The 25,236-nt window shown below is 71.7% G+C and carries 27 protein-coding genes; 5 read left to right on the forward strand and 22 right to left on the reverse strand.

Going from position 1 to position 25,236, the window contains the following annotated elements; translation table 11 throughout:
* Positions 1-9: 9 nt before the first annotated feature.
* From ABZW60_RS27750 to ABZW60_RS27765, 4 genes are read left to right on the forward strand one after another with little or no spacing between them, the layout of a single operon-like run.
* Entirely contained in the window at positions 10-876 is an 867-nt protein-coding gene (locus ABZW60_RS27750; RefSeq protein ID WP_355481607.1) for a universal stress protein, read from the forward strand.
* Position 877: 1 nt separating this feature from the next.
* Positions 878-1,792, forward strand: a complete 915-nt coding sequence (locus tag ABZW60_RS27755; RefSeq protein ID WP_355481610.1) for an ABC transporter ATP-binding protein — start codon at positions 878-880, stop codon at positions 1,790-1,792.
* The gene (locus ABZW60_RS27760; protein WP_355481612.1) at positions 1,771-2,574 is read left to right on the forward strand and encodes an ABC transporter permease subunit; all 804 of its coding nucleotides are present in this window, start codon (positions 1,771-1,773) and stop codon (positions 2,572-2,574) included. Before ABZW60_RS27755 ends, ABZW60_RS27760 begins: the two co-directional genes overlap by 22 nt.
* A gap of 2 nt (positions 2,575-2,576) precedes the next feature.
* Entirely contained in the window at positions 2,577-2,933 is a 357-nt protein-coding gene (locus tag ABZW60_RS27765; protein ID WP_355481614.1) for a hypothetical protein, read from the forward strand.
* Positions 2,934-2,945: 12 nt separating this feature from the next.
* Here ABZW60_RS27765 and ABZW60_RS27770 read toward each other — a convergent pair whose 3' ends face one another.
* From ABZW60_RS27770 to ABZW60_RS27825, 12 genes are all read right to left on the reverse strand, one after another.
* The gene (locus ABZW60_RS27770) at positions 2,946-3,437 is read right to left on the reverse strand and encodes a DUF2231 domain-containing protein (RefSeq protein ID WP_355481615.1); all 492 of its coding nucleotides are present in this window, start codon (positions 3,435-3,437) and stop codon (positions 2,946-2,948) included.
* A gap of 70 nt (positions 3,438-3,507) precedes the next feature.
* On the reverse strand, positions 3,508-3,954 hold the full coding sequence (locus tag ABZW60_RS27775; RefSeq protein WP_355481617.1) for an FMN-binding protein: 447 nt from the start codon (positions 3,952-3,954) through the stop codon (positions 3,508-3,510).
* Positions 3,951-4,487 (reverse strand): FMN-binding protein, encoded by a 537-nt coding sequence (locus tag ABZW60_RS27780; RefSeq protein WP_355481619.1) that lies wholly within the window; start codon positions 4,485-4,487, stop codon positions 3,951-3,953. The genes ABZW60_RS27775 and ABZW60_RS27780 overlap by 4 nt, the downstream gene beginning before the upstream one ends.
* A 13-nt stretch (positions 4,488-4,500) precedes the next feature.
* A complete protein-coding gene (locus tag ABZW60_RS27785) occupies positions 4,501-5,922 on the reverse strand; it encodes a ferredoxin reductase family protein (protein ID WP_355481621.1) in 1,422 nt (473 codons plus the stop codon).
* 23 nt (positions 5,923-5,945) lie between these two features.
* Complete coding sequence (locus ABZW60_RS27790) at positions 5,946-7,178, reverse strand: HAMP domain-containing sensor histidine kinase (protein WP_355481622.1); 1,233 nt, start codon at positions 7,176-7,178, stop codon at positions 5,946-5,948.
* A complete protein-coding gene (locus ABZW60_RS27795; protein WP_355481624.1) occupies positions 7,175-7,834 on the reverse strand; it encodes a response regulator transcription factor in 660 nt (219 codons plus the stop codon). Before ABZW60_RS27795 ends, ABZW60_RS27790 begins: the two co-directional genes overlap by 4 nt.
* Positions 7,831-8,580 (reverse strand): FAD:protein FMN transferase, encoded by a 750-nt coding sequence (locus tag ABZW60_RS27800; protein WP_355481625.1) that lies wholly within the window; start codon positions 8,578-8,580, stop codon positions 7,831-7,833. Before ABZW60_RS27800 ends, ABZW60_RS27795 begins: the two co-directional genes overlap by 4 nt.
* A 35-nt stretch (positions 8,581-8,615) precedes the next feature.
* Positions 8,616-9,281 (reverse strand): CBS domain-containing protein, encoded by a 666-nt coding sequence (locus ABZW60_RS27805; RefSeq protein ID WP_355481627.1) that lies wholly within the window; start codon positions 9,279-9,281, stop codon positions 8,616-8,618.
* Entirely contained in the window at positions 9,281-10,129 is an 849-nt protein-coding gene (locus ABZW60_RS27810) for a universal stress protein (RefSeq protein ID WP_355481629.1), read from the reverse strand. Before ABZW60_RS27810 ends, ABZW60_RS27805 begins: the two co-directional genes overlap by 1 nt.
* A 13-nt stretch (positions 10,130-10,142) precedes the next feature.
* Positions 10,143-11,036, reverse strand: a complete 894-nt coding sequence (locus ABZW60_RS27815; protein WP_355481630.1) for a fructose-bisphosphate aldolase — start codon at positions 11,034-11,036, stop codon at positions 10,143-10,145.
* A gap of 119 nt (positions 11,037-11,155) precedes the next feature.
* Positions 11,156-12,109 carry a DUF2157 domain-containing protein gene (locus ABZW60_RS27820; protein ID WP_355481632.1) on the reverse strand — a complete coding sequence of 318 codons (954 nt, stop codon included), beginning with the start codon at positions 12,107-12,109 and terminating at the stop codon, positions 11,156-11,158.
* Between the two features lie 65 nt (positions 12,110-12,174).
* Positions 12,175-13,074, reverse strand: coding sequence for a universal stress protein (locus ABZW60_RS27825; RefSeq protein WP_355481634.1), 900 nt, complete (start codon positions 13,072-13,074; stop codon positions 12,175-12,177).
* Positions 13,075-13,237: 163 nt separating this feature from the next.
* On the opposite strand from ABZW60_RS27825, the gene ABZW60_RS27830 reads away from it, so the two are divergent.
* Positions 13,238-14,050 (forward strand): sigma 54 modulation/S30EA ribosomal C-terminal domain-containing protein, encoded by an 813-nt coding sequence (locus ABZW60_RS27830; protein WP_355481636.1) that lies wholly within the window; start codon positions 13,238-13,240, stop codon positions 14,048-14,050.
* On the opposite strand, the gene ABZW60_RS27835 is transcribed toward ABZW60_RS27830, so the two are convergent.
* The 10 genes from ABZW60_RS27835 to ABZW60_RS27880 all read right to left on the reverse strand — a co-directional run bounded on the left by ABZW60_RS27835 (position 14,025) and on the right by ABZW60_RS27880 (position 25,211).
* Positions 14,025-15,659: an NAD(P)-binding protein gene (locus ABZW60_RS27835; RefSeq protein ID WP_355481638.1), complete on the reverse strand. Its 1,635-nt coding sequence runs from the start codon at positions 15,657-15,659 to the stop codon at positions 14,025-14,027. The genes ABZW60_RS27830 and ABZW60_RS27835 overlap by 26 nt on opposite strands.
* Positions 15,660-16,649, reverse strand: a complete 990-nt coding sequence (locus ABZW60_RS27840; protein ID WP_355481639.1) for a thiamine pyrophosphate-dependent enzyme — start codon at positions 16,647-16,649, stop codon at positions 15,660-15,662.
* Positions 16,650-16,670: 21 nt separating this feature from the next.
* On the reverse strand, positions 16,671-17,846 hold the full coding sequence (locus ABZW60_RS27845) for a transketolase C-terminal domain-containing protein (protein ID WP_355481642.1): 1,176 nt from the start codon (positions 17,844-17,846) through the stop codon (positions 16,671-16,673).
* Positions 17,830-18,420, reverse strand: a complete 591-nt coding sequence (locus ABZW60_RS27850) for a 2-oxoacid:acceptor oxidoreductase family protein (RefSeq protein ID WP_355481643.1) — start codon at positions 18,418-18,420, stop codon at positions 17,830-17,832. The genes ABZW60_RS27845 and ABZW60_RS27850 overlap by 17 nt, the downstream gene beginning before the upstream one ends.
* Positions 18,421-18,425: 5 nt before the next feature.
* Complete coding sequence (locus ABZW60_RS27855; protein WP_355481645.1) at positions 18,426-19,391, reverse strand: PEP/pyruvate-binding domain-containing protein; 966 nt, start codon at positions 19,389-19,391, stop codon at positions 18,426-18,428.
* A 22-nt stretch (positions 19,392-19,413) separates the two neighbouring features.
* Complete coding sequence (gene gap, locus ABZW60_RS27860; protein ID WP_355481647.1) at positions 19,414-20,421, reverse strand: type I glyceraldehyde-3-phosphate dehydrogenase; 1,008 nt, start codon at positions 20,419-20,421, stop codon at positions 19,414-19,416.
* A gap of 37 nt (positions 20,422-20,458) precedes the next feature.
* On the reverse strand, positions 20,459-21,979 hold the full coding sequence (locus ABZW60_RS27865; protein WP_355481649.1) for a DUF4389 domain-containing protein: 1,521 nt from the start codon (positions 21,977-21,979) through the stop codon (positions 20,459-20,461).
* Positions 21,980-22,097: 118 nt separating this feature from the next.
* A complete protein-coding gene (locus ABZW60_RS27870; protein ID WP_355481651.1) occupies positions 22,098-22,709 on the reverse strand; it encodes a hypothetical protein in 612 nt (203 codons plus the stop codon).
* 99 nt (positions 22,710-22,808) lie between these two features.
* Positions 22,809-23,771: a hypothetical protein gene (locus tag ABZW60_RS27875; protein WP_355481653.1), complete on the reverse strand. Its 963-nt coding sequence runs from the start codon at positions 23,769-23,771 to the stop codon at positions 22,809-22,811.
* A gap of 12 nt (positions 23,772-23,783) precedes the next feature.
* The gene (locus tag ABZW60_RS27880) at positions 23,784-25,211 is read right to left on the reverse strand and encodes a DUF779 domain-containing protein (protein ID WP_355481655.1); all 1,428 of its coding nucleotides are present in this window, start codon (positions 25,209-25,211) and stop codon (positions 23,784-23,786) included.
* Positions 25,212-25,236 lie beyond the last annotated feature (25 nt).

Here is a 25,236-nt window from a genome sequence, read left to right on the forward strand (position 1 = left end):
AGGCGCCCGATGACCAGCGAACTGCCCGTACTGGTCGGGATCGACGGATCCCGCGACGGCCTGATCGCACTCACCTGGGCCGCCTGGTACGCCACCTTGCGAGGCGCGCCCCTGCACGCGGTGTACGTGGTCGACGACGAACAGCAGTCGCCGCCCGGCGCGCCGGTCGAAGGGCCCGACGACGGCACCGAGGTCCTCGACGACGCACTCCGGGAGCTGGAGCGGATCGGCTTCCGGTCGGCCTCGCTCGAGGTCCGGCACGGGCATCCCGCGCAGACACTGCTCGAGCTCGCCGAGCGGTCGATCGCCCTGGTCGTCGGACGCCGCGGTATGGGCGGCTTCGCCGAGCTGGTCCTCGGCTCGACGTCCCAGGTCTGTACGGCGCTGAGCACCGAGGTCCCGCTGATCGTCGTACCCGACACCTGGGACCCGGCCGCACCGGCCCGCGGCCGGATCGTGGTCGGGGTCGACGGCTCGCTCGAGGGGCAGGACGCCGTGCGGTACGCGTTCGAGCTGGCCGCCGCCACGCACTCCGGCATCGTCGGCGTGCACGCCGTCGAGATCCGGGAGAACTACCCGGATCCGCGCGTGTGGCTCGACCCGGACCGGCAGCCGTGGATCGACAAGTGCGACGAACTCCTGACCCAGACCCTCGACGGCTGGACCGCGAAGTACCCCGGCGTCCCGGTGGAGCGGCACGGCATCACCGACCACCCCGTCCTGGTCCTGGCCCGCGAGTCCGCGGACGCCGACCTGGTCGTCGTCGGCGGCGTCGGGCAGACCGCGTTCTCCGAGCTGCGGCTCGGCTCCGTGGCGCGCGGGCTGCTTTACCACTCGCACTGCCCGGTCGCCGTGGTCCACCACCAGGAGCCGTGACATGGACACCGTCATCAAGACGCGCGGGCTGACGAAGCGCTTCGGCCGCCGGACCGCGCTCGACCGGCTCGACCTCGACGTACCGCCCGGAGTGATCGTCGGATACCTCGGCCCGAACGGCGCCGGCAAGACCACCACGATCCGGCTGCTGGCCGGGCTGATCCGCCCGACCGCCGGGTCCGCGATCGTGTTCGGCTTCGACGCCGCCGACCAGTACGACGCCCTGCAGCGCCGGATCGGCTACCTGCCGGGCGAGTTCGTGGCCTACCCGGACCTCACCGGCACGCAGTACCTGGACTACTTCGCCCACCTGTACGGCGGCGTCGACAGCAGCCGGATCGACCTGCTGGCGAAGCGGTTCGACCTCGATCTCGGCCTGCGCATCGGGACGCTGTCGCGCGGCAACCGGCAGAAGGTCGGCATCGTCCAGGCGTTCATGCACGACCCGGACCTGCTCATCCTCGACGAGCCCACCTCGGGCCTCGATCCCCTGATGCAGCGCGAGTTCCGCGCATTGCTGCGCGAGACCCGCGACGCCGGCCGGACCGTGTTCCTGTCGTCGCACGTGCTGTCCGAGGTGGAGGCCGTCGCCGACACCGTCGCGATCCTGCGCGCCGGCCGCCTGGTCACCGTCCAGTCGGTGCAGGCCCTCAAGGACCGGGCCCGGCGCCGTCTCGACCTCACCTTCGCCGACGTACCACCGGCCGCAGCGATCCGCGGCGTCCCCGGCGTGCACAACGTCGAGGTGGACGGCCACACGGCACGGACCACCGTCACCGGGTCGACGGCCGCGCTGATCCGGGCGGTCGCGCCGTACGACGTCACCAACGTGCTCAGCCACGAGGCGGACCTCGAGGCGGCGTTCCTCGACTACTACGACGGCCCGGAGGAGCCATGTTCCGCAACGTCTTCCTGAAGTCGCTGCACGACGCCCGCCGCGGACTGGTCGGCTGGTCGATCGCGATCGCCGTCCTGGTGCTGCTCGAGTGCGCGCTGTGGCCGTCGGTCCGGGACATGCCGGACCTGAAGGAGCTGTACCGGTCGTTCCCCGAGGAGTTGCGCAAGTTCTTCAACCTGGAGGCGATGACGACCGGCGCCGGCTTCCTCAACGCGGAGCTGTTCACGCTTCTGCTTCCGGCGCTGTTCCTGGTCTACGGCATCGGGCACGGCGCCCGGGCGCTGGCCGGCGAGGAGGAACGCGGGACGCTCGAGCTTCTGCTGGTGACACCGGTCTCGGGCTCGCGGATCGTCCTCGACAAGGCGGCGGCCCTGGCGGTGTCGGTCGCCGCGCTGGGTGTCGCGCTGTTCGCGGCGACGAGTATCGGCAGCCTGGTCTTCGACCTCGGGATCTCCGTACCGCAGGCCGCGGGCGGCGCGCTCGCGCTGACCCTGCTCGGCATCGAGTTCGGCGTCCTCGCACTCGCGGCCGGAGCAGTGACCGGCCGTCGCGGCACCGCTCTCGCGATCGCGGCCGCGGCCGCCACGGCGGCGTACGTCGTGTATGCGATCGGGCTGATCCTGCCGCGGTTCGAGTCCTGGCAGCCGTACTCCCCTATCCACCAGGCCTTCCACGACGGGCCGTTGGGCGCAGGGCTCCAGCTCAGCTACCTGTGGCTGGTCGCCGGGGCGGTAGTCGTCACGCTGTTCGCCCTGCCGGCCCTCGACGGCCGCGACATCTCGACCGCACACGCAGGCTGACCATGCCCACCCTTCCGCGCCGCGACGTCCTCGTCTCGCTGCTGATCATCGGTCTGCTGGCGATCCAACTCCCGTTCGTTGCGTTGAGCAACCGTGCGGGTGCGTGCCTGTCGTTGATGGCGATCGGCGGCGTCGTCCTGCTCCTCGCCGGGACGCTGCGCCCGGATCTCGGCGGGTGGCTCGCCATCGCCCTCGCCGTGGCTTCCGCGGTCACCGGCGCGGTGGCGATCGCCGTGCCCTCGGCCTTGCTCGCCACCATCTCGATCGGCTCGATCCTGGTCCTGTGGTGCATCAGCCTCACCGCGCATCTCACCTTCCGGGTGTCCGAGCGCCGGTTCGGCCCGGCCACGCGCCAGTGACCGGCGCGGTGGTCAGGGGCGCGCGGCCCAGTTGCTCCAGCTGGCCTTGGCGCCGGAGTCACCGATCCGGACGACGTCGTAGACCGCCGCGGCCGAGACCACGACCGCGAGCACGGTCAGCGCCGCGGTGAGGGTGTTCGACGACGGCGCGAGGAACGTGCGCTTCGCGGGCGTCCGTCCGGTGCTCTCCCGCTGCCGCCACCAGGTCACGAGCGCCAGCGCCGCGACCGCGATCGCTGCGTAGATGGCGGTGTCACCGAGCTCGGCGTGCCGATGGACGAGAGCGCTGGGCGCGACCCGACGCTCAAGCCATTCGCCGGCACTCGTGGTGATCGGGACCAGCACGACGACGACCACGGACAGCACTGCGTTCGGCCCGGCCAGGCGACGCCTGCCCGCGGGCCAGAGAGCTGTCAGCGCCAGCAGCGCCGCGGAGAGCGGGAGCAGGACGACGATCGCGTGCACGAGCAGGACGTGGGCGGGGAGACCGTTGACAGTCTGCATTCAGGTTTCCTTCGACTCGACTCGGAGGCCCCACACTGGCAGCCGGATCTTGGGGAATTCTTGGAACGCCTCAGCCCGCCGCACGGAAGTGCGCGGCGTCCAGGGCGGACTGCAGCGAGCGGCGGTACCCGTCCGACGTGAACGTTGCCCCTGACACCGTGTCGATACGGGCACCCTGGGCCGCGACCGCCTCCCGCTCCAGCTGCGGCAGCGCGAACGAGCTGATCTCGCGATCGCGGCCGCCCGAGGCCGGATAGGTCACGGCGGTCACCGCCACCAGCCGCCGGCTGCGGATGGTGATCCGCACCTGTACCGGTCCGTACCGGGTGCCTTCGGACGTCCCGTTCACCGTCACCTCGCCTGAGCCGGTGCTGACGACGCCCGGTGTCGCGACTGGACGCGCGGGGGCCGAGACGTGGTTGCGGCTGGTCGGGAAGAGGAAGAGCAGCAGCAGGAGTACGCCGGTGGTGCCGCCGACCACGACGTTGCGACGGAGCCGGCGCGAGTGCACCGTCATCGCGCGCCTGCCTGGTGCGCGGCATCGAGCGCCGACTGCAGCGATCGGCGGTATCCCTCGGAGGTGAAGGTTGCCCCGGACACCGTGTCGATGTGGGCGGTCTGTGCCGCCATCGCCTCCTGGTCCAGTCGCGGTACCGCGTAGGCGTTGATCTGGTCGGTCTGCCCGTCGCCGCTCGGATGCTGCAACGTTCGTGCCTTGACGATCCGACCACTGCGGACGGTGATCTCGACCTGCACCGGCCCGTACTGCGTATCGGCCACGCCACCCGCCACGACAACCGATTCGGCCGGCGCGCTGCTGGGTGACCTGCTGGGCGGGCTGATCGGCGCGCTCGGCGCCCGCCGGGAGGCCCGGGTGCTCTTGTCCGCGCGCGGCGATCTGCGGGGTGACGCCGTCGGTCGAGTGGACGGCACGACCTCGGCGCCTACCACCGCGGCACTTCCAGCGGGGGGCTGCAGGCTCGCCCGGAACGCCACCGCGACCACAGCTGTCGTCGCGATCGTCATCAGCACCTTGAGCCCGCGCCTCACCAGCACTCTCCTCTCACCACGAGAACCGTTCCTGGTGCAGCTGGTTCGCGGGCAGCCCGGCCGCGAGCACAGCCGCACAGGCCGCATCCATCCAGCGGTCCGGGCCGCAGACATACACGTCGTACTGCGAGAGTCCCGGCAGCAGCCGCCGTACGGCATCCGCGTCGGACCAGGACGCGGCACTCTCCGGCAGCCACGACGCACGCCCACGCAGCCGGGGCCCGAGCAGGTAGTGCACCGTGATGCCGCGGCGACGGGCGAGTTGGTCGAGCTCGTCGCGGAACACCAGGTCCTCGACGCTGTGCGCCCGGTACACCAGCACCGCGTCGCCCGGCTCATAGTCGAGCTCCTCGAGCAGCGCCCGCAGCGGCGTGATGCCAATGCCGCAGGCAAGCATCGCGACCCGGTCGGTGGCCCGCCGCTCGGCGGTCAGCCGCCCGTACGGCCCCTCGACCGCGACCCGCGTTCCGGGCCGCACCCGGGCCAGCCGACTACTGCCGTCGCCCGCGGCCTTCGCGGTCACCCGGAGCCGGTCAGGTGCGGGTGACGCGGACAACGAGTACGGGTTGCCCCGTGACCAGCCCGGACCGTCGAGGAACCGGAACACGAAGTACTGCCCCGCCCGAACCGGCATCCGGTGCAGCCCTCGTCCGCCGAGCGTCACGGTCACCACACCGGGTGCCTCGTGGACGACCTCGCGCACTGTGAGCCCGTGCCGCAGCGTCCGCCAGACCGGCAGCAACACCCGGTACAACACGATCGCGCCGAGCGCGACACCGTACGCCGACCACCAGTACACCTGCGCGAGCCGAGAGGTCGTGAAGTCCGCTCCGGTCCAGATCTCGTGCGGAACGGACAGCCCGACGCCTACATAGGCGTACAGGTGCAGCAGGTGCCAGGACTCGTACCGCAGTGCCCGCCGCGCAACCCTGAGCGAGGTGACCACGACCACCGTCAGCGCGACGCTCGCCGCCACGGCCAGGAGCATTCCGCCGTACGTCGTGACCACGGTCCACGTCTCGCGCAGCAGGTTGTTGTGATCGCGTGCCGTGTAGCCGACGAGGATCAGGACGATGTGGACCAGCAGCAGGTTGAACGACCAGAAGCCGACCAGGCGGTGCCGGCGCGCCAGCGCGTCCTGACCGTAGCTCCGCTCGATCATCGGCACTCGTGCCATCAGGAACACCTGCACCAGCAACAGGTCCGCGGCCACCAGACCGGACAACCGGCCGAGCGACGTGAACAGATCGGCCGGCCCGTTCAGGAGCGTCTGCACGCCACGCCCGGACACCCACAGCGCCACGACCACCAGCACGCTCGCCCAGCACAGCACCGCGGCCAGATCGCGCCACCACGACGGCGTACGCCGTGGCTGCCTGCGGGCGTGCGTCGTTCGCGGCCGGTTCGCCACCGGTGCAGCACCGCGGTTCGTCATGCTCCGACGATGACCGCGGATTCTTAGTCCTTCCTTGGACCGCCCTCGGTGACGGCGGGCAGTACGAGCTCGAAGGTCGCGCCGATGTCGCTCGGGACCAGCCGGAGCTGCCCACCGAGCCGGTTCGCGACGTCATGAGCGAGCGCCAGACCGAGGCCGTAGTGCTTGCGCCCGGCCCGGTGACCGCCGGAGTCGAAGCGGCGCAGGACCCGCTGGGCAGCCTCCGGACCGATCCCGGGGCCGGTGTCGCTGACCGCCAGGATCACCTCGCGGCGCTGCCGTCGTACGGCGATGCGGACGTCGCCGTCGCGTGGCGTGTGGTCGATCGCGTTGTCGACCAGCGCCAACGTCGCCCGGCGGATCGCGCTCGGCGACCCCAGAGCGGTCGCCGCTTCGGTGTCCGCCGTCCAGTGCAGATGGACGCCCGCCTGCTCGGCATGGGCGCCCGCCGCCGCTGCGACCTCCTGGGCGATCCCGGTCAGGTCGACCGGCTCGTGGTCCTCGGCGCCTCGCGGATCGGCCGCGGCCAGCAGGTCGTCCACCACGTCGGCCAGCCGTCGTGTGTCGCCAACCACTCCGCTCGCGTCGACCAGAAGCTGGTTGCCGGCGCCGCTCCGTCGCAGGGCTCTTTCGAGAACTTGCGCGCGCGTACTCAACAGCGTCAGCGGTGTCCGCAGCTCGTGCCCGGCATCAGCCACAAACGCACGCTGCAAGGTCAGGGCCTGCGCCAACGGCCGTACGGCGCGTCGCCCGATCAGTACGCCCAGCAGGCCGGCCAGCAGCAGCGCGAGCACGGTCGCGAGACCCATCGCCTGCAGGAGGCGAGCACGCTCCTTGTGGGCCGTCGCGAGGTTCAGCACTGCTTGCACCGGGCGCTCTTTCACCAGGCCGGTGGCGATGCGGTACTCGCCGTCGTCGTTCTCCACCGTGGTCAGCCGGACCTGTCCCGTCGCCTGGGCCCGCAACGCCTCCAGCTCAGGCAACAGCTCGTCCGGCAGGCCTGGTGAGCTCGTCGTACCGGACGGGCCACTCATGACCAGCCACGTACCTGCAGGTGGATCGCCGACGTCGTCGGCCGTCGCGACAGCCGACCGGAGCAGATCGTCGGCCGCGCCGGCCTGGCCACGGACGACGACCACGGTGACCAGGGCGATCAGCAGCAGCATGGCCAGCGCGACCAGAGCCGCGGCCTGCACAGCGACTCCGCGACCGGCCCGACGGACGAGGACCTCGTCACCGATCGGGCTGCCGCTCACAGCTTCCCCAGCCGGTAGCCGAGCCCGCGCACAGTCTTGATGACGTCCCGCCCGAGCTTCCGGCGGCAGTAGTGCACGTAGGTGTCGACGACGGTCTCCGACTCGGCGGCGTCGAACACGCGATCCAGCAGCTCCGCCCGGCTGAACACCGCCGCCGGCCGGGCCGCCAACAGCCCGAGCAGCGCCGCCTCCCGCTCCGACAGCTCCACGGATCCTCCGTCGGTCCGCCGGACCGACCGGGCGGCCAGGTCCAGCGCGCCACCAGGGATGGCGAGCTCGACGGCATGGTCCAGGTGACGCCTGAGCAGGGCACGCACGCGGGCCAGCAGCTCGGTCAGCTCGAACGGCTTCGTCAGGTAGTCCTCGGCGCCCGCGTCGAGGCCTTCGACCCGATCCGCCGTGCTGTTCCGCGCCGACAGCACGAGGATCGGCGTACCGACGCCGCGGTTCCGCAGCCGCGCGATCAGGTCCAGGCCTTCCACGGCGGGCAGGCCACGGTCGACGATCATCGCGTCCACCGGCCGCGTGAGCGCGAGATGCAGCCCACGGTGCCCGTCGGCCGCGAGCGTGACGGCATACCCCTCGTCGGTCAGCACGCGCTCCAGCAGGCGGGCCAGGTCGGCGTCGTCCTCGATCACCAGGACCCTCGACGTCACGCCCGCCCCCAGCACGCCGTGGCGGACAAGTTGCCGTCGGCAAGAACACCGAGCCCCTCGTAGCCGGGCAGCAGGACGGCCGGCCAGTCGTCACCGGCCACGAACGCGGCCGTCGCGAGGACGTCGGCGTACTCCAGCGACGGTCCGGTCACCGATACCGACAGCCACCGTGTCCCGGCCGGGCCACCGGTTCGCGGGTCGTACAGGTGCGCGCCCCGCGCAGCCGTCCCACTCGTCGCCACCGCTCCCCCGGTCCGCGGCACGCCGGCGATCACCCGGCCCGGATCACGCGGGTCCTGGATGCCCACGGTGAACGGCTCGCCGCTCGGGCACACCACGAGGACGTCGCCGCCGGCGTTCAGGCACCAGTCCACGTCGGCGACCTCCCGCAGTCGTTCGCCGGCCCGCTCGACAGCCCACCCTTTCACCAGTCCCGACGGATCCCAGCCGCCACCGGGCACCTGGGCGTCGAAGAGTCCACCGGTCAGCTCCCGCGCGGCCGCGCACCGCTCGGCGACCTCCCGCACCAGCGGATCCACCTGGTCCCAACCCACCTCGCCTCGTGCCAGCCGACTCACCGCGCTGTCGGTCCGGTACGGCGAGAAGACCCGATCGACCCCGGACAGCTCGGCGAAGACGTCTCGCACCGCGACCTCCGCCTGCTCGGAATCAGCCGCCTCGCCACGCGCGAGCACGCTGACCGGCAGACCCATGATCTGCTCGACCCAACTCCGCCGCGGCGCCATGACGCATACGGTACGTCGGCGCCCTCGAGGATCCGTCAGTAGAACGGTCCGGTGGCGCGGGCGGTGTCGTCGAACGCCCAGGTCAGCTCGTTGCGCACGCCGACCACGCCGTCCACCCCGGCGACCAGATTGCCCGCCCGCGCGACGGTGCTGCGCTGCGGAACCTGCCCGGACAGGGTCACGACACCTTCGCGTACGTCGATCCGCACGGCCAGCGGCTCGTCCCACAGGTGCCGCTCGACGACGTCGCGCCGGACCCGGGCCAGGATCTCCTGATCCGGAGCCAGGAAGGCGCGCAGCAGATCGGACCGGGTCACGATGCCGGCGAGCTCGTCACCGTCCATCACCACCAGCCGGGTGATCCGGCGCGCCGCCATCAACCGGGCCGCCTCGTCCAGCGTGCAGCCGCCTTCGATCGTCACCGCCGGGCTGGACATCAGCAGCTGCGCCGTCGTCGCGTCCGCCTTCGTGCGCGTCCCGCCGCGCTGCCAGGGCCGGCGCGGGCGGCGCTGGAACTCCTCCTTCCGCAGCAGATCGGTCTCGGAGATGATGCCGACGATCCCGCCGAACGCGCTGCGCACCGGCACCGCGCTGATGTGGTGCTCGGCCAGGACGGCGGCGACCGTCTTGAACGCAGTGTCCTCGGCGACGGTGACCACGTCCTTGGTCATCACGTCGGAGACAGTCAGGAAATGACGCATCACGACTCCTTGTGCCGGCGGACGATCGCGACCGGCGACTCCGCATGGTGCAGAAGGCTCTGACTGACCGAGCCCATCAGCAGCCCGGCGACGCCGCCGCGGCCCCGCGAACCGACGACGACCAGCGAGGCCGTGCCGGACTTCTCGATCAGTCGTGTACTCGCCCGGCCGTCGAGGACGGACGCGCGCACCGCGACCGTGGGGTACTTGTCCCGATACGGTTCGAGGCTCTCCGCGAGCCAGTTCTTCAGCAGCCCTTCGGTGCTGTCGATCGACGCCGTGTGGTCGGCCTGCGGTTGCCAGCAGTACACGACCTCCAAGCGTTGACCGCTGCGCGCCGCCTCCTCGAAGGCGAAGGTCATGGCCGCCTCCGAGTCCGGCGACCCGTCGGTGCCCACGACAACCGGTCCGGTCCGGAGTTCGCCGCGGACGACGACGACCGAGCACGGCGCCTTCGCCGACACCGCCGTCGCCACCGAGCCCAGGAACGCGGCGGACATCTTGTTCCGCGAGCGGGTCCCGACCACCACCATCTCGGCGTTCTCGGCCTCGATCAGCAGCGCATCGGCCGGATCGGAGTTCGCCAGCCATCCCGAGCCGCCCTGGTAGCCGAGCCGGTCCCGCGCGTACCGCACCGCGGCGTCCAGTTCCTGCTCGAACCGGTCGAGCGGCATCGGCGGCGGCAGGTATCCCTCGGCCCCCATGTCCGGCCAACGGCTCGCCTCGTCCAGGTAGGCACGGATCACCCGGACCGGCAGGTCGCGCTCCGCCGCGGCGTCGACGGCCCAGTGCAGCGCGATCTGTGCCTCGGGCGAGCCGTCGACACCGACGAGGATGTACTTCGTCATGAGCGGGTTCCTTTCATCGACTGGGATGCTGGACGAGGATTTCCTTGAGGCCGTCGACGAAGGCCAGCGACTCGTCGTACCCGCGCTGCCAGACGTTGCGGCCGAAGATCAGTCCGAGCCCGCCGGCGTCCATCGCCTGCTCGGCCTTGCGGTACATCGCGTCGTCGCCGGACCGCTCGCCGCCGGAGACCAGCACCAGCGTGCGGTTGGCGGAGCGGACCACACCGTCGATCGCCTGCTGCGGCGTGAAGATCTCCTCGTACGGCGGCTTGACGTTGTCGCGCTTGCCCGGGTGCGGGAAGTTCACCTTCACCACGTCCGCGCCCAGCTCACCGGCCACCCGAGCGGCATAGTCGACGGCGTAGAACGAATCCTTGCCGCCCTTCGCCTCGATCGCCGAGCCGCGCGGGTAAGCCCAGACGACCAGCGGCATGCCGAGCCGCTCCGCGTCGGCCCGGATCGTCCGGTACTGCGCGAAGTCCGCCTCCTGGGCGGGCGACCCGACGTACAGCGTGTAGCCGACCGCGTCGGCGCCCAGCCGCACCGCCTCCTCGACACTCGCGTGCACCGGGGACAGCGCGGCGTCGTCCGGCGGGATGTCGGTCTTGCCGTTGAGCTTCAGGATCAGCGGGATCTCGCCGGCATAGTCCCAGAAGAACTTCTCCGCCAGCCCGATCTGCAGCGCGACCCCGTTGAACTCGCCGGCGATCGCCAGCTTCAGGATGTACGCCGGGTCCGAGGCGACCGGGTTCGCGAAGAAGTCCCGCGGCCCGTGCTCGAGACCCTGGTCGTACGGGAGGAACAGCGCCGTACCGTTGCGCAGACCGTGGTCGAACAGGATCCGCCGCAACCGCGCCTTCTTACCGGCGTTCAAACCGAGTTCGTTCAGAGCCGGCCTGGTCTGCATGATGACCTCCACTCACACTCCACTCACTCAGCCCCATTCCCACTGTCGCTCCGCCGGTCCCGGCCCGGCAGAGCCGACGGGCCTACTTCCCCAGGGACCTTGGACTGTCCGGTCCGCTGTCACTCACGGTTGCCCCTCTTGGCTGTGTAGACCGCGGCCGTGACGAGGAGCGCGCCGACAACCAGCAGCACCAGGGGCGCCGCCAGCTCGCCGGGGAACCACTCGTTGACCACGACCGGCAGGGTGTTCAGGGCTCCGAGCGCGCCTACGGCGAGCAACAACAGGTCGCGGACGACCACAGCCAGCACCACGACGGCCACGACGGTGCACAGCGCGAGGACCATCCCGGCGTCGGTCGGCAGGGTCATCAAGGCGCCGATCAGCGTGGCGGCCGCGGCCAGTGCCTGGACCGGTCGGCGGGGCTTCACCGTGCCGCGCCAGCCGAGCAGGAACCAGATCGCACCGGTGCCCCAGACGGCCAGGCCCGGCAGCTGTGGGTTGCTGGTCAACTGGGCGACGAGAGCCCCGGCCGTGACCATCGTGGCGACGAAGAACGTCGCCTGCTGGGTCATGACGGGCAAACGCCACCAGAGCACCAGGGCGAGCAGGGCCGCTCCCCCGCCGGCGACCACTCCGATCGCACTGCCGTCGAACTCCAGCACGATGTCGGCGAACAGTGCCAGGAAGGCTCCGGCACCAGCCGTGGCCAGCAGCCACACCACAGACCGCAGCCGGACGCCTGGCGCACTACGGCTCGGCACCAAGCCTCCGGCCAGCAGCAGCGCGGCCGCCGCGCCGCCGACGACAGCCAGTTGGCCGGCATCCCCGAGCGCACGCCAGTACTGCGCACTGATCAGGCCGGCGGCGACCAGCACGATCACGCCACCCAGGTACGCGAGAGCTTCAACCACCAACGACGTACTGCGATGCGTGTCCGCCGGAGGGCTGTCCGCTGCGGGCCGGTCGACCTCGTGGTGCATGCGGTCGGCCTGCGCGGGCGTGATGAGCCCTTCGGCCAGCCAATGGTCGATCAGTCGCGACGTCGACCGCCAGTCGCTGCCGGATGCCCTCATGGCTCCAGCGTCCGCCGTCCGGCCGGTGCTGAGCAGGGCCGAATGTCCTGTCCCGGTCAGGAACGTCAGCGCACGACAGCCACCGGACAGGTCGCATGATGCAGGACTGCGCGGCTGACCGAGCCGAGCAGGAAGCCGCGGACCCGGCCCCTGCCGCGGGACCCGACGACCAGCAGGTCAGCGTCCCGGGACTCTTCCGCGAGCACTCTCGACGGCACGCCGTGGATGACCTTCTCGGTGACCTTCACGTCCGGATGATCGACTGTCTGACCCGCCACGGCCTCGCTCAGCACGAGTGCGCCGTCCTCCTCGAGGGCGTCGAGGTCGTGGACGGGGTACAACATGTCGCCGGGGCCTGTGCTCTTCGGGTCGTGCCACGCGAGCACGGCCGTGACCGAGGCGTCGGTCTGCTCGGCGAACTCGAACCCGACCGCGACCGCGTTCCAGCTCTCTGCCGATCCGTCGACACCGACGACCACCTGGCGCGGGCCTTCCGGCCGCGGCTGCCAGTCCGCCGGTACGACGATAACGGGGCTGGCCGCGTGCGTGGCGATGTGCGTCATCACCGACCCTCCCGCGAGTTCGCGCAGCTCGCCCAGGCCGCGGGAGCCGAGCACCAGCACCGACCCGCCGGCCGCTTCCCGCAACAGCACCGGGACCGGGTCGCCGATCACCACCTCGGCGTCGATCACCACCCCGGGGTGCTCGCTGCGGATGTCCCGGCAGGACTTGTCCAGCAGCCGTTCGGCCGCCCGGCCGAGGGCATCCGTGCCGAGAGCGACCGCGGCGCCGCCGGTACCGCGCACCGCCGGCCAGGGCATCACGTGGATCATCCGCACCTGCCGGCCCAGCCGTTGCGCCGCACCCGCGGCCCAGCGCGCTGCCGCGTCACTCGCCGCCGAGCCGTCGTAGCCGACCACGACCGGTCGCGCCTCCAACCGTCGTACCTTGCCGGACTCGTCCACGGAAGCTCCTCTCGCCGGTGCCCCACGATCCTGACCGCCGCGACACCCGTCGCGGCAGGGACCAACGGCCCTGTTTCGGGGCCCAACGGACCTGCCCGCCGGGCCGGGCGCGGTGCGACGGTGGAACCGCGGTCGGAGCTGAGGCGGAGGGCAAGGGGGGACGATGAGCACTGAGAGTCATGGCGCGGTGCCGTTACGCGCGGTGCCGTTGCGGATGGCCGCGATCCCGGTCAGTACGGCGGGGATCCTGCCGACCGACGCGGCCGAGGTGATCCGCGAGCACCTGGCGCCGATCCTCGGGACCTGGGCGCCGCACTGCCGGGTGCGGCTGACCCGGCTGACGCAGCCCGGCCTGCTCCGGCCGCTGGTCGCGCAGGTCGACGTCCAGCTGAGCGGCGGCCATCGCGTCCGGGCCCAGGTCGCCGCGGCCACCATGTCCGATCTCGTCGGGCTGCTCGCGAACCGCACCCTCGAGCAGTTGCACCTGTTCCCGTCCGTGCTCGCCGAGTGCTTGCGGCAGCGCGTGACCACGCTGCTGCCGCCCTCGCCCCCGGAGCTGCTGCCGCCGGCGGACCGCCGTGTGATCCGGCGCAAGAACTGCCACCCGACGGCGGTGACGGCGGCCGAGGCGATCAGTGCGCTGGAGGCGATGGACTACCGCTTCCACCTGTTCCGCGAGAGGTACAGCCGCCAGGACAGCATCGTGATGCGCGCCGGTCCCGGCCGCTACCGGATCCTCCAGTCCCGGCCGAACCCGCTCGGTCTCGAGGCCACGTCGCCGCCGATCGCGCTCGCCGTCGCCGAACCGAGCAGCATCCCGCAGGCCGTCGCCCGCCTCGACCTGACCGGCGCACCGGTCGACATCTTCACCGAGAAGTTCACCGGCCGCCTGCACGTCCTGTACGCCCGCTACGACGGCCACTACGCCCTGCTCGGCTCCACCGCGGCCGTCACGAACGCTCACGGACCATGGTGATGGCTCCGCTGGGGCACTCGGCCGCGCACAGGCCACAGCCCTTGCAGAAGTCCAGGTCGATCTCGTAGCGCTTGCCCGGGCCGAGTTTGATGACCGCGTTGTCAGGGCAGACACCGAAGCAGTTGTCGCACTCCAGGCAGTTGCCGCACGACATGCAGCGCCGGGCCTCGAACAGCGCGGTCTCGGCGGTCAGGCCGGCGGTCACCTCGTCGAACGTCGTGATCCGGCGCGCGACGTCCAGCTGCGGCCGGACGGTCGCCGGCGCGTCCGAGTAGTACCAGGTGTTCAGCCGCTCGTACGTCGCGAGCTCCGGCCGGTCCGGATGCGCGTACGACGTACCCCGCAGCCACGCGTCGACGTTCCGCGCGGCCTGCTTCCCGTGGCCGACCGCCACCGTGACGGTGCGTTCGCCCGGCACCATGTCGCCGCCCGCGAACAGGCCCGGGCGGCCCGTCATCATCGCGGCGTCCACCTGCACCACGCCGTCGGCGACGGTCACCTCGGGAAGGTCCCGGACGAGCGCCAGATCGGCCTGCTGCCCGAGCGCGAGCACCACCGAGTCCGCGTCCAGTTCCTCGAACTCGCCGGTCGGCCGCGGGAACCCGGTCTCGTCGAGCCGCATCTTCTCGATCCGCACCCGATCGCCCCCGGCGTACACGATGGTCGATAGCCAGCGCATCCGCACCCCCTCCTCGAGCGCCTCGCGGACCTCGATGTCGTGGGCCGGCATCCGCTCGCGGGTCCGCCGGTACACGACGACGGCGTCCGTGGCCCCGAGCCGCCGGGCGGTCCGGGCGACGTCCATCGCCGTGTTCCCGCCGCCGTACACCGCGACCCGGCGGCCCAGCAGCGGCCGCTCGCCCTTCTCCAGCCCGGCCAGCATCGACACCGCGTCGACGATCCGCGCGGAGTCGCCGGCCGGGATGTCGGCCCGTCGCCCGATGTGCGCGCCGACCGCGAGGAACACGGCGTCGAACTCGTCCAGGACGCCGCCCAGGTCCGTGACCGCGTGGCCGAGCTCCAGCCGTACGCCGAGGCCCGCGATCCGGCGGATCTCGGCGTCGACGACGTCCCGCGGCAGCCGGTACGCCGGGATGCCGTACCGCATCATGCCGCCGGCCTCCGGCGAGCCGTCCCGCACGACCACCTCGTGACCGAGCCGCGCCAGGTGGTACGCCGCCGAGAGCCCGGACGGGCCCGCACCGACGATCAGGACGCGCTTGCCGGTGGGCGGCGCCTCCACCGTCACCGTCCAGCCCTGCTTCAGCGCCTCGTCGCCGAGGAACCGCTCGACCGAGTTGATCCCGACCGGCTCGTCGAGGGTCGCCCGGTTGCAGGCCGTCTCGCAGGGCCGGTAGCAGACCCTGCCCATCACGGCCGGGAACGGGTTGTCGACCATGATCTGCCGCCAGGCCGCCTCGTAGTTGCCTTCCTCGGCGAGCGACAGCCACTCCTGCACGTTCTCCCCGGCCGGGCAGGCGTCGTTGCACGGCGGCATCCGGTCCAGGTACACCGGCCGTTCGGTCCGCCACGACCCGGTCTTGTTGGCCAGGCTCGAGCCGACGTCCAGCGTGATCGCGTACGGATGCACGCTGCTTGCCTCAGGCATCTAAACCACCTCGTCGGGTTCGGTCAGGCCGAAGGTGCGGACGGTGCGGTCCGCCTCGGCCTGGATCCGGCTGATCACGTCGTCGCGCGGGGTGTCGCCGAACAGGTGCGCGAACCGGCCCTGCGGCCGCAGGTAGTCGGTGACCGGGCGGAGCCGGCGGATCCGCGTCACGTCCGTCACCTCGCCGTCGACGGCCTCGAAGACCGGGAAGATCCCGGTCTCGGTGGCCAGCCGGGCGATCCGGATCGTCTCGTCCGACGCCGTCCGCCAGCCGAGCGGGCACGGCACGAGCACGTGCAGGTAGCGCGCGCCGTGGTACCCCATCGCCTTGGTGACCTTGTACTCGAGGTCGCGCAGGTCGGCGACGGTCGCGGTGGCGACGTACGGGATCCGGTGGGCCATCGCGATCAGCGGCAGGCTCTTGCCCTGGCCGAACGAGTTCCCGGCCGGTGTCGTCGTGGTCAGGGCGCCGTGCGGAGTGGCCCCGGACCGCTGGACGCCGGTGTTCATGTAGCCGCCGTTGTCGTAGCAGACGTACAGCACGTCGTCGTTGCGTTCGAACATCCCCGACAGACACGCCATACCGATGTCCACCGTGCCGCCGTCACCGCCCTGCCCGACCACGCGGACGTCGGTCCGGCCCTTCGCCTTCAACGCGGCCGCGACACCTGTCGCCACCGCGGGCGCGTTGCCGAACAGCGAGTGCAGCCACGCGACCCGCCACGACGACTCCGGGTACGGCGTGGAGAAGACCTCCAGGCAGCCGGTCGCGTTCACCGTCACCGCCCGGTTGCCGGCGGCACGCATCACCGCGTCGAGCACGTACCGCGCGCCGAGCGCCTCGCCGCAGCCCTGACAGGCGCGGTGGCCCATGGTCAGCGAGTTCGTCCGGCCGGCGTCGGCCTGCACCGACCGCCGATCCGGATCGAGCAGCCGGTTCCCGACCACGAAGCTACCGGTCTGGTAGAACTTGATCCGCTCCGCAGGCATGGTGCCTCCTCCGCTGCCAACTCAGCCCGTACGCCGGAGCTCGCGCTCGACGACGTCGGCCTTCAGGTCCAGGAACGTCAACGGCTCCAGGCGGCCGGCGGCGGCGTCGGTCAGCATCGCCCGCAGCGACGCCTTGGTCACCGGCCGCCCGCCGAGACCCGCGATCACGGTCGCGATCGACGCCTCCGGCACACTCCCCCGGACGTCCGCGGCGACGATGCCGCCCATGCCCACCGCGAGCGCCCGCTCGAGCACGACCACCCGGCGCGCGCCGCGCAGCACGGCCCGCACGGCGCTCGCCGGGAACGGCCGGAACGTCGTCACACCGAGCACCCCGATGCTCAGGCCATCCGCGCGCAACTCGTCGACGGTGTCCTTGAGCGTGCCCAGCACCGAGCCGAGCGCCACCACCACCGTCTCGGCGCCCAGGCACCCGTACGGCCGGAGCAGCCCGCCGGAGCTCCGCCAGAACTCCTGCGCGAACTCGTCGGCGACCCGCGGGATGACCTTCAGCGCCTCCCGGTGCCGCAGGTGCGCGAGATACCGGACCTCCGTGAACGCGTCCGGCCCGACCATCGCGCCGATCGTCATCGGGTCGTCGGGATCCAGCACCTGCCGCGGGCGGTACGGCGGCAGCATCGCGTCGACCTGCCCCTGCGACGGCACGTCCACCCCCTCGACCGCGTGCGTCAGCACGAAACCGTCCATGCAGACCATCACCGGCAGGGACAGCTCCTCCGCGATCCGGAAGGCCTGGACATGCAGGTCGGCCGCCTCCTGGTTGCTCTCGGCGTACAGCTGGATCCAGCCGGAGTCGCGTTGCGACATCGCGTCGCTGTGGTCGTTCCAGATGTTGATCGGGGCGCCGATCGCGCGGTTCGCCACCGTCATGACGATCGGCAGGCCGAGCCCGGACGCGTTGAACAGCGCCTCCGCCATGTACAGCAGGCCCTGGCTGGCGGTCGCGGTGTACGCGCGGGCGCCGGCCGCCGACGCGCCGATCGCGACCGACATCGCGGCGAACTCCGATTCGACGTTCACGAACTCGCACGGCGCGAGCGCACCGGAGGCGACCAGCCCGCTGAGCGCCTCCACGATGTGGGTCTGCGGCGAGATCGGGTACGCGCAGATCACCTCGGGACGGCAGCGCGCAACGGTCTCCGCGACCGCGCGCGAGCCCTCAATCTGTGAGCGCATCAGCAGCCTCCCCGAGCGTCCGGCGCGCCAGGTCGTACGCCGCGTGCACGGCCGCGGCGTTGCCCTCGGCAACCTGTCCGGCGAAGCGGTCCCGGACGACGGTGACGACCGACTCCGGCCGCACCTGTCCGGTCTGCGCGGCGAAGGCGCCCAGCAGGACGGCGCCGGGCAGCGGCCGGCCCAGATGGGTCAGCGCCAGCTCGGTCGCCGGTACCGTCAGCACATGTCCGGGCCGGAACCGGCGCGCGAACGCGTCCAGCCCGAGCTCAGCGAGCGACCACGACGTGTTGATCAGCAGGTACCCGTCGTCGCGGAGTCCGCCGAACACGTCGGTGTGATGGATCAGCGTGGCGTCCTGGACGATCAGCGCGTCCGGTTCCGCGACCGGTTCGTGGGTCCGGATCGGCCGGTCGCCGATCCGGCAGAACCCGACGACCGGCGCACCCGTGCGCTCCGAGCCGAAGGTCGGGAACGCCTGCGCGTGCCGGCCCTCGGTGAACGCCGCGACCGACAGCAGCTCGGCCGTCGTCACCACTCCCTGGCCGCCGCGGCCGTGGATCCGGACCTCGAACATGACCGTCACCCGAGCCGCGATTCGGAGACGGTCCGGCCGCGCGCGGCGATGGTCACCGTGGGCACCACCCACGGCCGGACCTCGACCGCGTAGAGAGTCCCGGTCACCCCGTCCTTCGCCCACTCCAGCGCCATCGGACGGCGGAAGTGCCGGTCGGCGCGCTTCGACCACACGGCGAGCTGCTGGAGCTCCTCGTCGCTCAGCACCAGGGCCATCCGCTCGTCGTACGTCGTCGGCACGGTCCGCGTCCCGCGCGGGTCGGCGTACACGACCTTGGTCAGCTTGGCGCCGTGGTGCCGCACGATCAGCGGCCTGCGGCCGGGGTGGACGGAGTACTGGTCGACGTCACCGGCGGGCGGCTCTCCCAGGCCCCAGCCGGCCCGCACCCGGACGAACGTGCTCTCGCCGCGCGCCGTACCGGAGGCCCCGAGGTCGGCGCGCACCATGGTCTGCACGGTCACCGGCATCACGGCGTCGAGGTGATCCAGGCCGAGCGCCTCACGGTTGCCAACGGCAACCGTGCTGAACAGCGAGGCGAAGCACCGGCGGCAGGCCGCGACCACGTCCGCGCCGGTGCGCAGGTGCAGGAACACGTCGTCCTGCACACCGTCCGCCGAGTCGACCGGGCTGCAGCGCACGGCGACGTCGGTGCCGTCGCCGCCCAGCGCGTCGTACCCGGCCAGGATCTCCTCGGTGAGCGCCGGCGGCACCGGCGCGTCGCGGAACGCCGAGCGGATCTCCGCCGCGGCGACGACCAGGTCACAGCCGGCCCGGAAGCGGCGGATCCAGTGCGCGATCAACGGCTCCAGCCGGGCCTCGCGCACGAACTCCCGGTACGCCGCCGCGGTCAGCGCGAACCCGTCGGGCACGCGGATGCCCTCGCCGGCCAGCGCGGCCAGCCGGGCGGCCTTCACCCCGATCTGCTCCGATCCGGCGTCGCCGTCGAGCCGTACGACGTACTCGGTGTTCATCTCTCCTCCAGAGCTGCTGGGCTCAGAGCGAGGCCGCGACGAGCTCGGTCAGGTCGACCAGGCGGCTCGTGTAGCCCCACTCGTTGTCGTACCAACCGAAGACCTTGACCAGGTGGTCCTGGACCTGTGTGAGCTGCGCGTCGAAGATGCACGACGCCGGGTCGCCGACGATGTCGCGCGACACGATCGGATCCGTGGTGTAGCGCAGGATCCCCTTGAGCGGACCGGCCGCGGCGTCGGCGAACGCCTGGTTCACCTGCTCGGCCGTGACCGGCCGGGACAGCTCGACCGTGAGGTCGGTGAGCGAGCCGTCCTCGATCGGCACCCGCACCGCGACGCCGTCGATCTTCCCGGCCAGCTCCGGGATCACCAGCCCGACCGCGCGGGCCGCGCCGGTGCTGGTCGGGATCAGGTTGGCGGCGCCGGACCGGCCGCGCCGCAGGTCCTTGTGCGGCGAGTCCAGCAGCACCTGGTCGTTGGTGTAACTGTGGATCGTCGTCATCAGCCCACGCTCGATGCCGAACGCCCGGTGCAGCACCGACACCATCGGCGCCACGCAGTTCGTCGTGCACGAGGCGTTCGAGACGACGTCGTGGGCCGCCGGGTCGTAGTCGTCCTCGTTCACGCCGAGGACCACGGTCGCGTCGACATCCTTGCCCGGCACCGACAGGATCACCTTGCGCGCGCCGGCGGCCAGGTGGGCGCCGGCGCCCTCGCGGGTGCGGAACTTGCCGGTCGACTCGATCACGATGTCGGCGCCGACCGCGGCCCAGTCCACCCGGGCCGGGTCACGCTCGGCGGTCGCACGCAACTGCCGGCCGCCGACCGTGATGGTGTTCCCGGTGTGACCGACCTCCTCCTTCAGGGGGCCGTACGTCGAGTCGTAGCGGAGCAGATGCGCGAGCGTCTCCGGTGCGGCGACGTCGTTGACCGCCACCACCTCGATGCCGCTGGACCGGCGGTCGAGCACACAGCGCAGGTAGTCCCGCCCGATCCGCCCGAACCCGTTGATCCCTACTCGTACGCTCATGATCGGCCCTCCGTCGGTCGGCGTGTTCTCCTCGCTCTCATTGCATCGGTGCGGGCGGTGGCGCTTGCAGGGCCGAAGGTCCCGGCTGCGGCCGCCGGACGACCGCCAGCACGACCAGCGTCAGGCCGATCAGCAGCGTCAGGCCGGCGCTGGCGAGCACGACGATCCAGACCCACTCCAGCGCCGGTGCGGTCGCGCCGACATCCGCTCTGACCGCGACGTTCGCGCTCGCGTCCGCGGCCATCACGACCAGCGTCCAGTCACCGCTCTCGATCGGCCACGTGATCGTCTGCTCGCCCGGGCCGGACGCCTGGACGCGCCAGATCTCGAGCCCGGCGGGCGGGGTCGACGGTGCGCCGCCGACGTGGTTGTCGTACGAGGTGCGGTACGCGCCGATCGACCTGACCGTCGCGTAGCCGACACCGGCCAGATACGACTGCACGTCCGCGGACCTCGCCAGGCCGACGAACACCGGTACGCCGGTCGTCGAGGTCACTCGCACCCGCGTGTCGCCGAACCAGTCCCGCGGGACGTTCGCGGCGCCGGCGTCGATCACGAGGTTCTCGCTGACCAGCGCGTATCCCGTCGTGCTCAGCGTCACCTGGTCCGAGGAGACGAAGCCCGCCGAGTCCCGGCGTCCTTCGTCGAGCCAGGCCAGCGCGCCCCCGACGACCAGGCCGGCGATCGAGGCCAGCGTGACGATGATGCCGAGGACGAGGGCGACGATGCGTCCGCCCGACATCCTCGCCCTTGGCTGCGGCGCCGGTCCCGACTGGCCCGTCTGACCCGGTTGTCCCGGCTGACCGGGCTGACCGGGCTGGCCCGGCTGGAGTGGCTCGCGGTACGGCCGGTCGGTGACCGGCGGGCCTCCGGGCGGCGGCTCGTTCAGCCTCGTCGTCCCGGGATCGTCACCGCCCATGTCCAGGCGGAACGGCGGGTACTGGTCGACCATCAACCCGGCGTACGCCGCCACCCGCAACACCCAGCGGTTCATCCCGAGCACCAGGTCGAAGACCGACCGCGGGTAGCGCCCCGTGAACAGCAGCACGACCGCGGCCACCAGGACGAGCAGGCCCACCAGCCCGCCGCTCCAGGCCCAGATCCGGTCGTCCGCCTGCGTCGCGAACCAGGTCCCGCTGCCGACGAAGAACGCGACCACGATGTACTGCGGGATCGCCAGCAACCACCACTTGACCAGCACCAGACCGCGCGACAGGTGCTCGGGATACTTCACCTCCAGATGCGCCGGGTAGTCCGGGACGTCATCCAGCGTGAACGGCGGGTACTTGTCGGTGCCCAGCGCGCCGTACGCGTAGAACTGCACCCGCCACGACCAGCGCAGTACCCCGACGTTGAACTCGAAGATGCCCCGCGGGTACCGGCCGGTGAACAGGATCGCGAAGAACGCCACGAAGCTCAGCACGGCGAACGCGATCCACAACACCGCCAGCACGAACAGGTGCGGGATCACCAGCACCCACTTCACCAACCACAACCAGCGATTCAGCCGGTCGTCGAGCGCCCCGTCCACCCGGACCGGGTACGTCGTCGTACTCATCACGTCCTCCCCTGCGTCCGTTCTCTGTCCGTCCCTCCCAGCGTCGAACCGCACGGGACCGCGACAGCAGGGCCGAAGGTCCCCCAAAGCCACGTCTTGCTGGTCCTGACCGTGCGGCCTACTTCTGGCCGCGGTGCCAGCGTGGGGCGATCGTGGTCCACTCGGCGTCCCAGGCGCGCAGGCGGCGGCGGTCCAGGGGGACCCGGGCGAGGCGGAACAGGCCCCACAGCAGCAGCCACGAACCGAGGACGGTCGAGACGCCCGCGGTGGCGCCGAACGCGGCGTCGTCCGACGTCGAGCGCGGTGCGGTGACGATGGTTCCGGAACTGTCGAGCCAGACGCTGACGTTGGCGCCGGCCTTGGTACCGCGGACCACGGTCGTGTAGCCCTGTCGTTCGGCGTTCTGCGTGTCGACGTATCCGACCTTGATGACCGTCAGTACGTCCCCGGGCACACTCGGCACCTCATGCTCGGCGCTCTCCAGCGTCCGGGCCTGCACCTGGTGCAACGCCGCCCGCTGCCGCGCCGACGACGCGTCGAGCGTGTTCCGTACGGCGTTGCCGGTCGCCGCCCCGATCGGAAGCATCAGCAGCGCGGCGATCAGCGCGCACCAGAGCAGCATGCTCTCCAACCGGTCCGACGGACGACGCAACGGGTTGCGGCCGATCCCGAGCCGACGAGTCTGCATGAGCACCCACAGTTCCCCGGACCGTTGCTTGGCGGCGGTCATGACAACCCCTCCTGACTGCGGCTCCCCCCGCACCTCCCAGGTTCGGCTGTGCGGCGCTCCGTGGTCAGGGCCCAAGGTCCCGACCTGTCCGGACCCACGTCACTCGCTGATCAGCACGTCCTCGGCCGGGCGCCTGGGTGTCGCCGGAACCGCCGTACCGTAGCCGAACCGGATCACCGACTGCGGGCGCTGCCACGGCCCGAGAGGATCGTTGATCTCGCCGCGCAGCTCCTCGTGCTCGATCGCCTGGTTGAGCAGCGAGGTCGACACTCCGCGCGCCGTGGCCTCCAGCAGCACGTGCTCCAGGGCCTGGCCGGCGCGCAGCCACTCGATCGGCCCGTCGAAGCGGGTCGCGAGCACCGCCAGCTGCGGCTCCCGCTCGAAGTCGGCCACCGGCCGCGCCGCGTCCGCGTCCGTCGCGGCCAGGTCCCGCACGACCGGCGCACCACCCGCGGCCCGCGAACCCAACGCACTCGACGGCACGCCGTCGGCGGCCCGGTCGCCGCCGACCCAGTGCCGGCGCTCGGCCGTCCGCGCCTGGCTCTCGTCGTCCGCGGCCGTCGCGTCGTTCGTTGCCATTTGCAACCACCAGCGTCGGGTCGGCTTGTCGATCCACTGCAGGACGGCGCCCTCGGTGCGGGCGCACAGGTCGAGCTCGACCCGCAGCTGCGCGGGCAGCCGCCGATCGGTGAACGGCTCCCGGTTCGTCCGGCGCTCGGTCAGGGACGGTGCGAGCGCGGCCATCGGATCGCTCGGCGCCGCGTGCAGCTCCACGACGGCGACGAGGTCCGGCCGCCGCTGATCGACGAGGTGCCGGACCACCGACCCCATCCCCCGGGCCGCCGCAGCCACCCGGAGGTTGAAGATCGCCGCACCGAGGGACACGAACAGCATCCGCCGCGACGGGTCCTCGGCCGGCAGCTCGCGCTCGCGGTCCCGGTACACCTCGACCGCCCGGGCCGCGAACCGGAACCGCCACGGCTGCGTGTTGTGCATCGACGGCGCCAGCACCGCGGCCGCCAGCAACGCCTTCCGGTCGTCCTCGCCCAGCAGCTCGTCCATCAGGATCACCCTTCAGAACCGGAACACCACACGGGCCGGGATGTCGCCGGCCAGCACGTCCGCGATCGACTGGTTGACGTCGTCGAGCTTGCGGTCGACGGCGATGACCTTCGTCCGGCCCGCGGCGTGCAGCGCGAAGACGTCGGCGAGGTCGTTGCGGGTGCCGACGATCGAGCCGATCACGGTCTTGCCGTTCAGCACGGTGTCGAAGATCGGCAGGCTGAACGCTCCGTTGTCGGCCGGCAACGCGACGCAGACCAGCCGCCCGCCCCGGCGCAACGACCGGAACGCCTGGTCGAACGACTGCGGGTTCGCCGCCAGCGCGACCGCGACGTCGGCGCCGCCGAGCGCCTGGATCGCCTCGACCGGATCGCTGGTCGCCGCGTTCACCAGGTGGTCCGCGCCGAGCTCCTCGGCCATCTCGAGCTTGCTGTCCTCGATGTCGACGGCGATGGTTACGCCGCCGGCGATGCGCGCGTACTGCAGGGCCAGGTGCCCCAGTCCGCCGACCCCGAAGATCGCCACGGTCTCCGCCGGCGCCACGCCGGCCACCCGGATCGCCTTGTACGTCGTCACGCCGGCACAGGTCAGCGGCGCGGCGTCCCGGGACGAGACCTCGTCCGGCACCGGGTTCGCGAAGGCGGCGGGCAGCACGGCGTACTCGGCGAAGCTGCCGTTCACGGAGTACCCCGAATTGCGCTGCTCCGGGCACAGCGTCTCCCAGCCGCCGATGCAGTACCGGCAGGTGCCGCACGCGTAGCCGAGCCACGCGATCGCGACCCGGTCGCCGACGGCCCGCTGCGTCACACCGTCGCCGAGCTTCTCGACGATCCCGATGCCTTCGTGGCCGGGGACGAACGGCGGGTTCGGCTTCACCGGCCAGTCACCGTGGGCGGCGTGGATGTCGGTGTGGCAGAGACCGCTGGTCTCCATCCGCACCAGAACCTCGCCCGGCGCCGGCTCGGGAACCGGGATCTCCTGGATCTCCAGCGGCTTGGCGAAATCGGTGACGACGGCTGCCTTCATGACGTTCCTTTCGGAGGTGACGGGTGTGGACGGACGAACACGACCGCCGGGACGGGTGACGAAGTGGCCGCCGAGTCCGGCGGGCAGCGAGAACCCCTCCGGGCCGCCGGGCGCGACGTCGAGCAGCAAACCTTCCTCGCTCCAGGCCTGCTCGAGGCGCCGGTCGACGTAGAACGGGCTGCCCTCGACCTCGCCGAGCAGTACGTCGCCGGGACCGACCGGGAACTCGTTCTCCGGGTAGCACCGCGGCGTGCGCTCGACGCCACGGCCGCCGAACTGGACGAACATCACCGGCGCCCCGCGGGTCTCGGTCAGGTGCCGGATCGCCTGCCGGGCCGCCTCGGTGGCCGTGATGCGAACTGCCGGGCCCGAGGCCTCCGGCACCCCGGAACGGGCGGGTACGACGTACTGCATGGACCTGCTCCTTCGGCTCGACGTG

Origin of the sequence: Kribbella sp. NPDC003557, assembly GCF_040610805.1 — a bacterium.
Taxonomy (GTDB): domain Bacteria; phylum Actinomycetota; class Actinomycetes; order Propionibacteriales; family Kribbellaceae; genus Kribbella.

What these genes read in the sequence shown, in the direction of transcription:
- ABZW60_RS27760 (WP_355481612.1), top strand. Translation starts at nt 1,771, where the DNA reads ATGTTCCGCAACGTCTTCCTGAAGTCGCTGCACGACGCCCGCCGCGGA.
- ABZW60_RS27880 (WP_355481655.1), bottom strand. Translation starts at nt 25,211, where the DNA reads ATGCAGTACGTCGTACCCGCCCGTTCCGGGGTGCCGGAGGCCTCGGGC.
- ABZW60_RS27800 (WP_355481625.1), bottom strand. Translation starts at nt 8,580, where the DNA reads ATGGCGCCGCGGCGGAGTTGGGTCGAGCAGATCATGGGTCTGCCGGTC.
- ABZW60_RS27765 (WP_355481614.1), top strand. Translation starts at nt 2,577, where the DNA reads ATGCCCACCCTTCCGCGCCGCGACGTCCTCGTCTCGCTGCTGATCATC.
- ABZW60_RS27830 (WP_355481636.1), top strand. Translation starts at nt 13,238, where the DNA reads ATGAGCACTGAGAGTCATGGCGCGGTGCCGTTACGCGCGGTGCCGTTG.
- ABZW60_RS27850 (WP_355481643.1), bottom strand. Translation starts at nt 18,420, where the DNA reads ATGTTCGAGGTCCGGATCCACGGCCGCGGCGGCCAGGGAGTGGTGACG.
- ABZW60_RS27840 (WP_355481639.1), bottom strand. Translation starts at nt 16,649, where the DNA reads ATGCCTGCGGAGCGGATCAAGTTCTACCAGACCGGTAGCTTCGTGGTC.
- ABZW60_RS27835 (WP_355481638.1), bottom strand. Translation starts at nt 15,659, where the DNA reads ATGCCTGAGGCAAGCAGCGTGCATCCGTACGCGATCACGCTGGACGTC.
- ABZW60_RS27770 (WP_355481615.1), bottom strand. Translation starts at nt 3,437, where the DNA reads ATGCAGACTGTCAACGGTCTCCCCGCCCACGTCCTGCTCGTGCACGCG.
- ABZW60_RS27845 (WP_355481642.1), bottom strand. Translation starts at nt 17,846, where the DNA reads ATGCGCTCACAGATTGAGGGCTCGCGCGCGGTCGCGGAGACCGTTGCG.
- ABZW60_RS27870 (WP_355481651.1), bottom strand. Translation starts at nt 22,709, where the DNA reads ATGACCGCCGCCAAGCAACGGTCCGGGGAACTGTGGGTGCTCATGCAG.
- ABZW60_RS27750 (WP_355481607.1), top strand. Translation starts at nt 10, where the DNA reads ATGACCAGCGAACTGCCCGTACTGGTCGGGATCGACGGATCCCGCGAC.
- ABZW60_RS27810 (WP_355481629.1), bottom strand. Translation starts at nt 10,129, where the DNA reads ATGACGAAGTACATCCTCGTCGGTGTCGACGGCTCGCCCGAGGCACAG.
- ABZW60_RS27820 (WP_355481632.1), bottom strand. Translation starts at nt 12,109, where the DNA reads ATGAGGGCATCCGGCAGCGACTGGCGGTCGACGTCGCGACTGATCGAC.
- gap (WP_355481647.1), bottom strand. Translation starts at nt 20,421, where the DNA reads ATGAGCGTACGAGTAGGGATCAACGGGTTCGGGCGGATCGGGCGGGAC.
- ABZW60_RS27785 (WP_355481621.1), bottom strand. Translation starts at nt 5,922, where the DNA reads ATGACGAACCGCGGTGCTGCACCGGTGGCGAACCGGCCGCGAACGACG.
- ABZW60_RS27855 (WP_355481645.1), bottom strand. Translation starts at nt 19,391, where the DNA reads ATGAACACCGAGTACGTCGTACGGCTCGACGGCGACGCCGGATCGGAG.
- ABZW60_RS27815 (WP_355481630.1), bottom strand. Translation starts at nt 11,036, where the DNA reads ATGCAGACCAGGCCGGCTCTGAACGAACTCGGTTTGAACGCCGGTAAG.
- ABZW60_RS27775 (WP_355481617.1), bottom strand. Translation starts at nt 3,954, where the DNA reads ATGACGGTGCACTCGCGCCGGCTCCGTCGCAACGTCGTGGTCGGCGGC.
- ABZW60_RS27865 (WP_355481649.1), bottom strand. Translation starts at nt 21,979, where the DNA reads ATGAGTACGACGACGTACCCGGTCCGGGTGGACGGGGCGCTCGACGAC.
- ABZW60_RS27755 (WP_355481610.1), top strand. Translation starts at nt 878, where the DNA reads ATGGACACCGTCATCAAGACGCGCGGGCTGACGAAGCGCTTCGGCCGC.
- ABZW60_RS27875 (WP_355481653.1), bottom strand. Translation starts at nt 23,771, where the DNA reads ATGGACGAGCTGCTGGGCGAGGACGACCGGAAGGCGTTGCTGGCGGCC.
- ABZW60_RS27805 (WP_355481627.1), bottom strand. Translation starts at nt 9,281, where the DNA reads ATGCGTCATTTCCTGACTGTCTCCGACGTGATGACCAAGGACGTGGTC.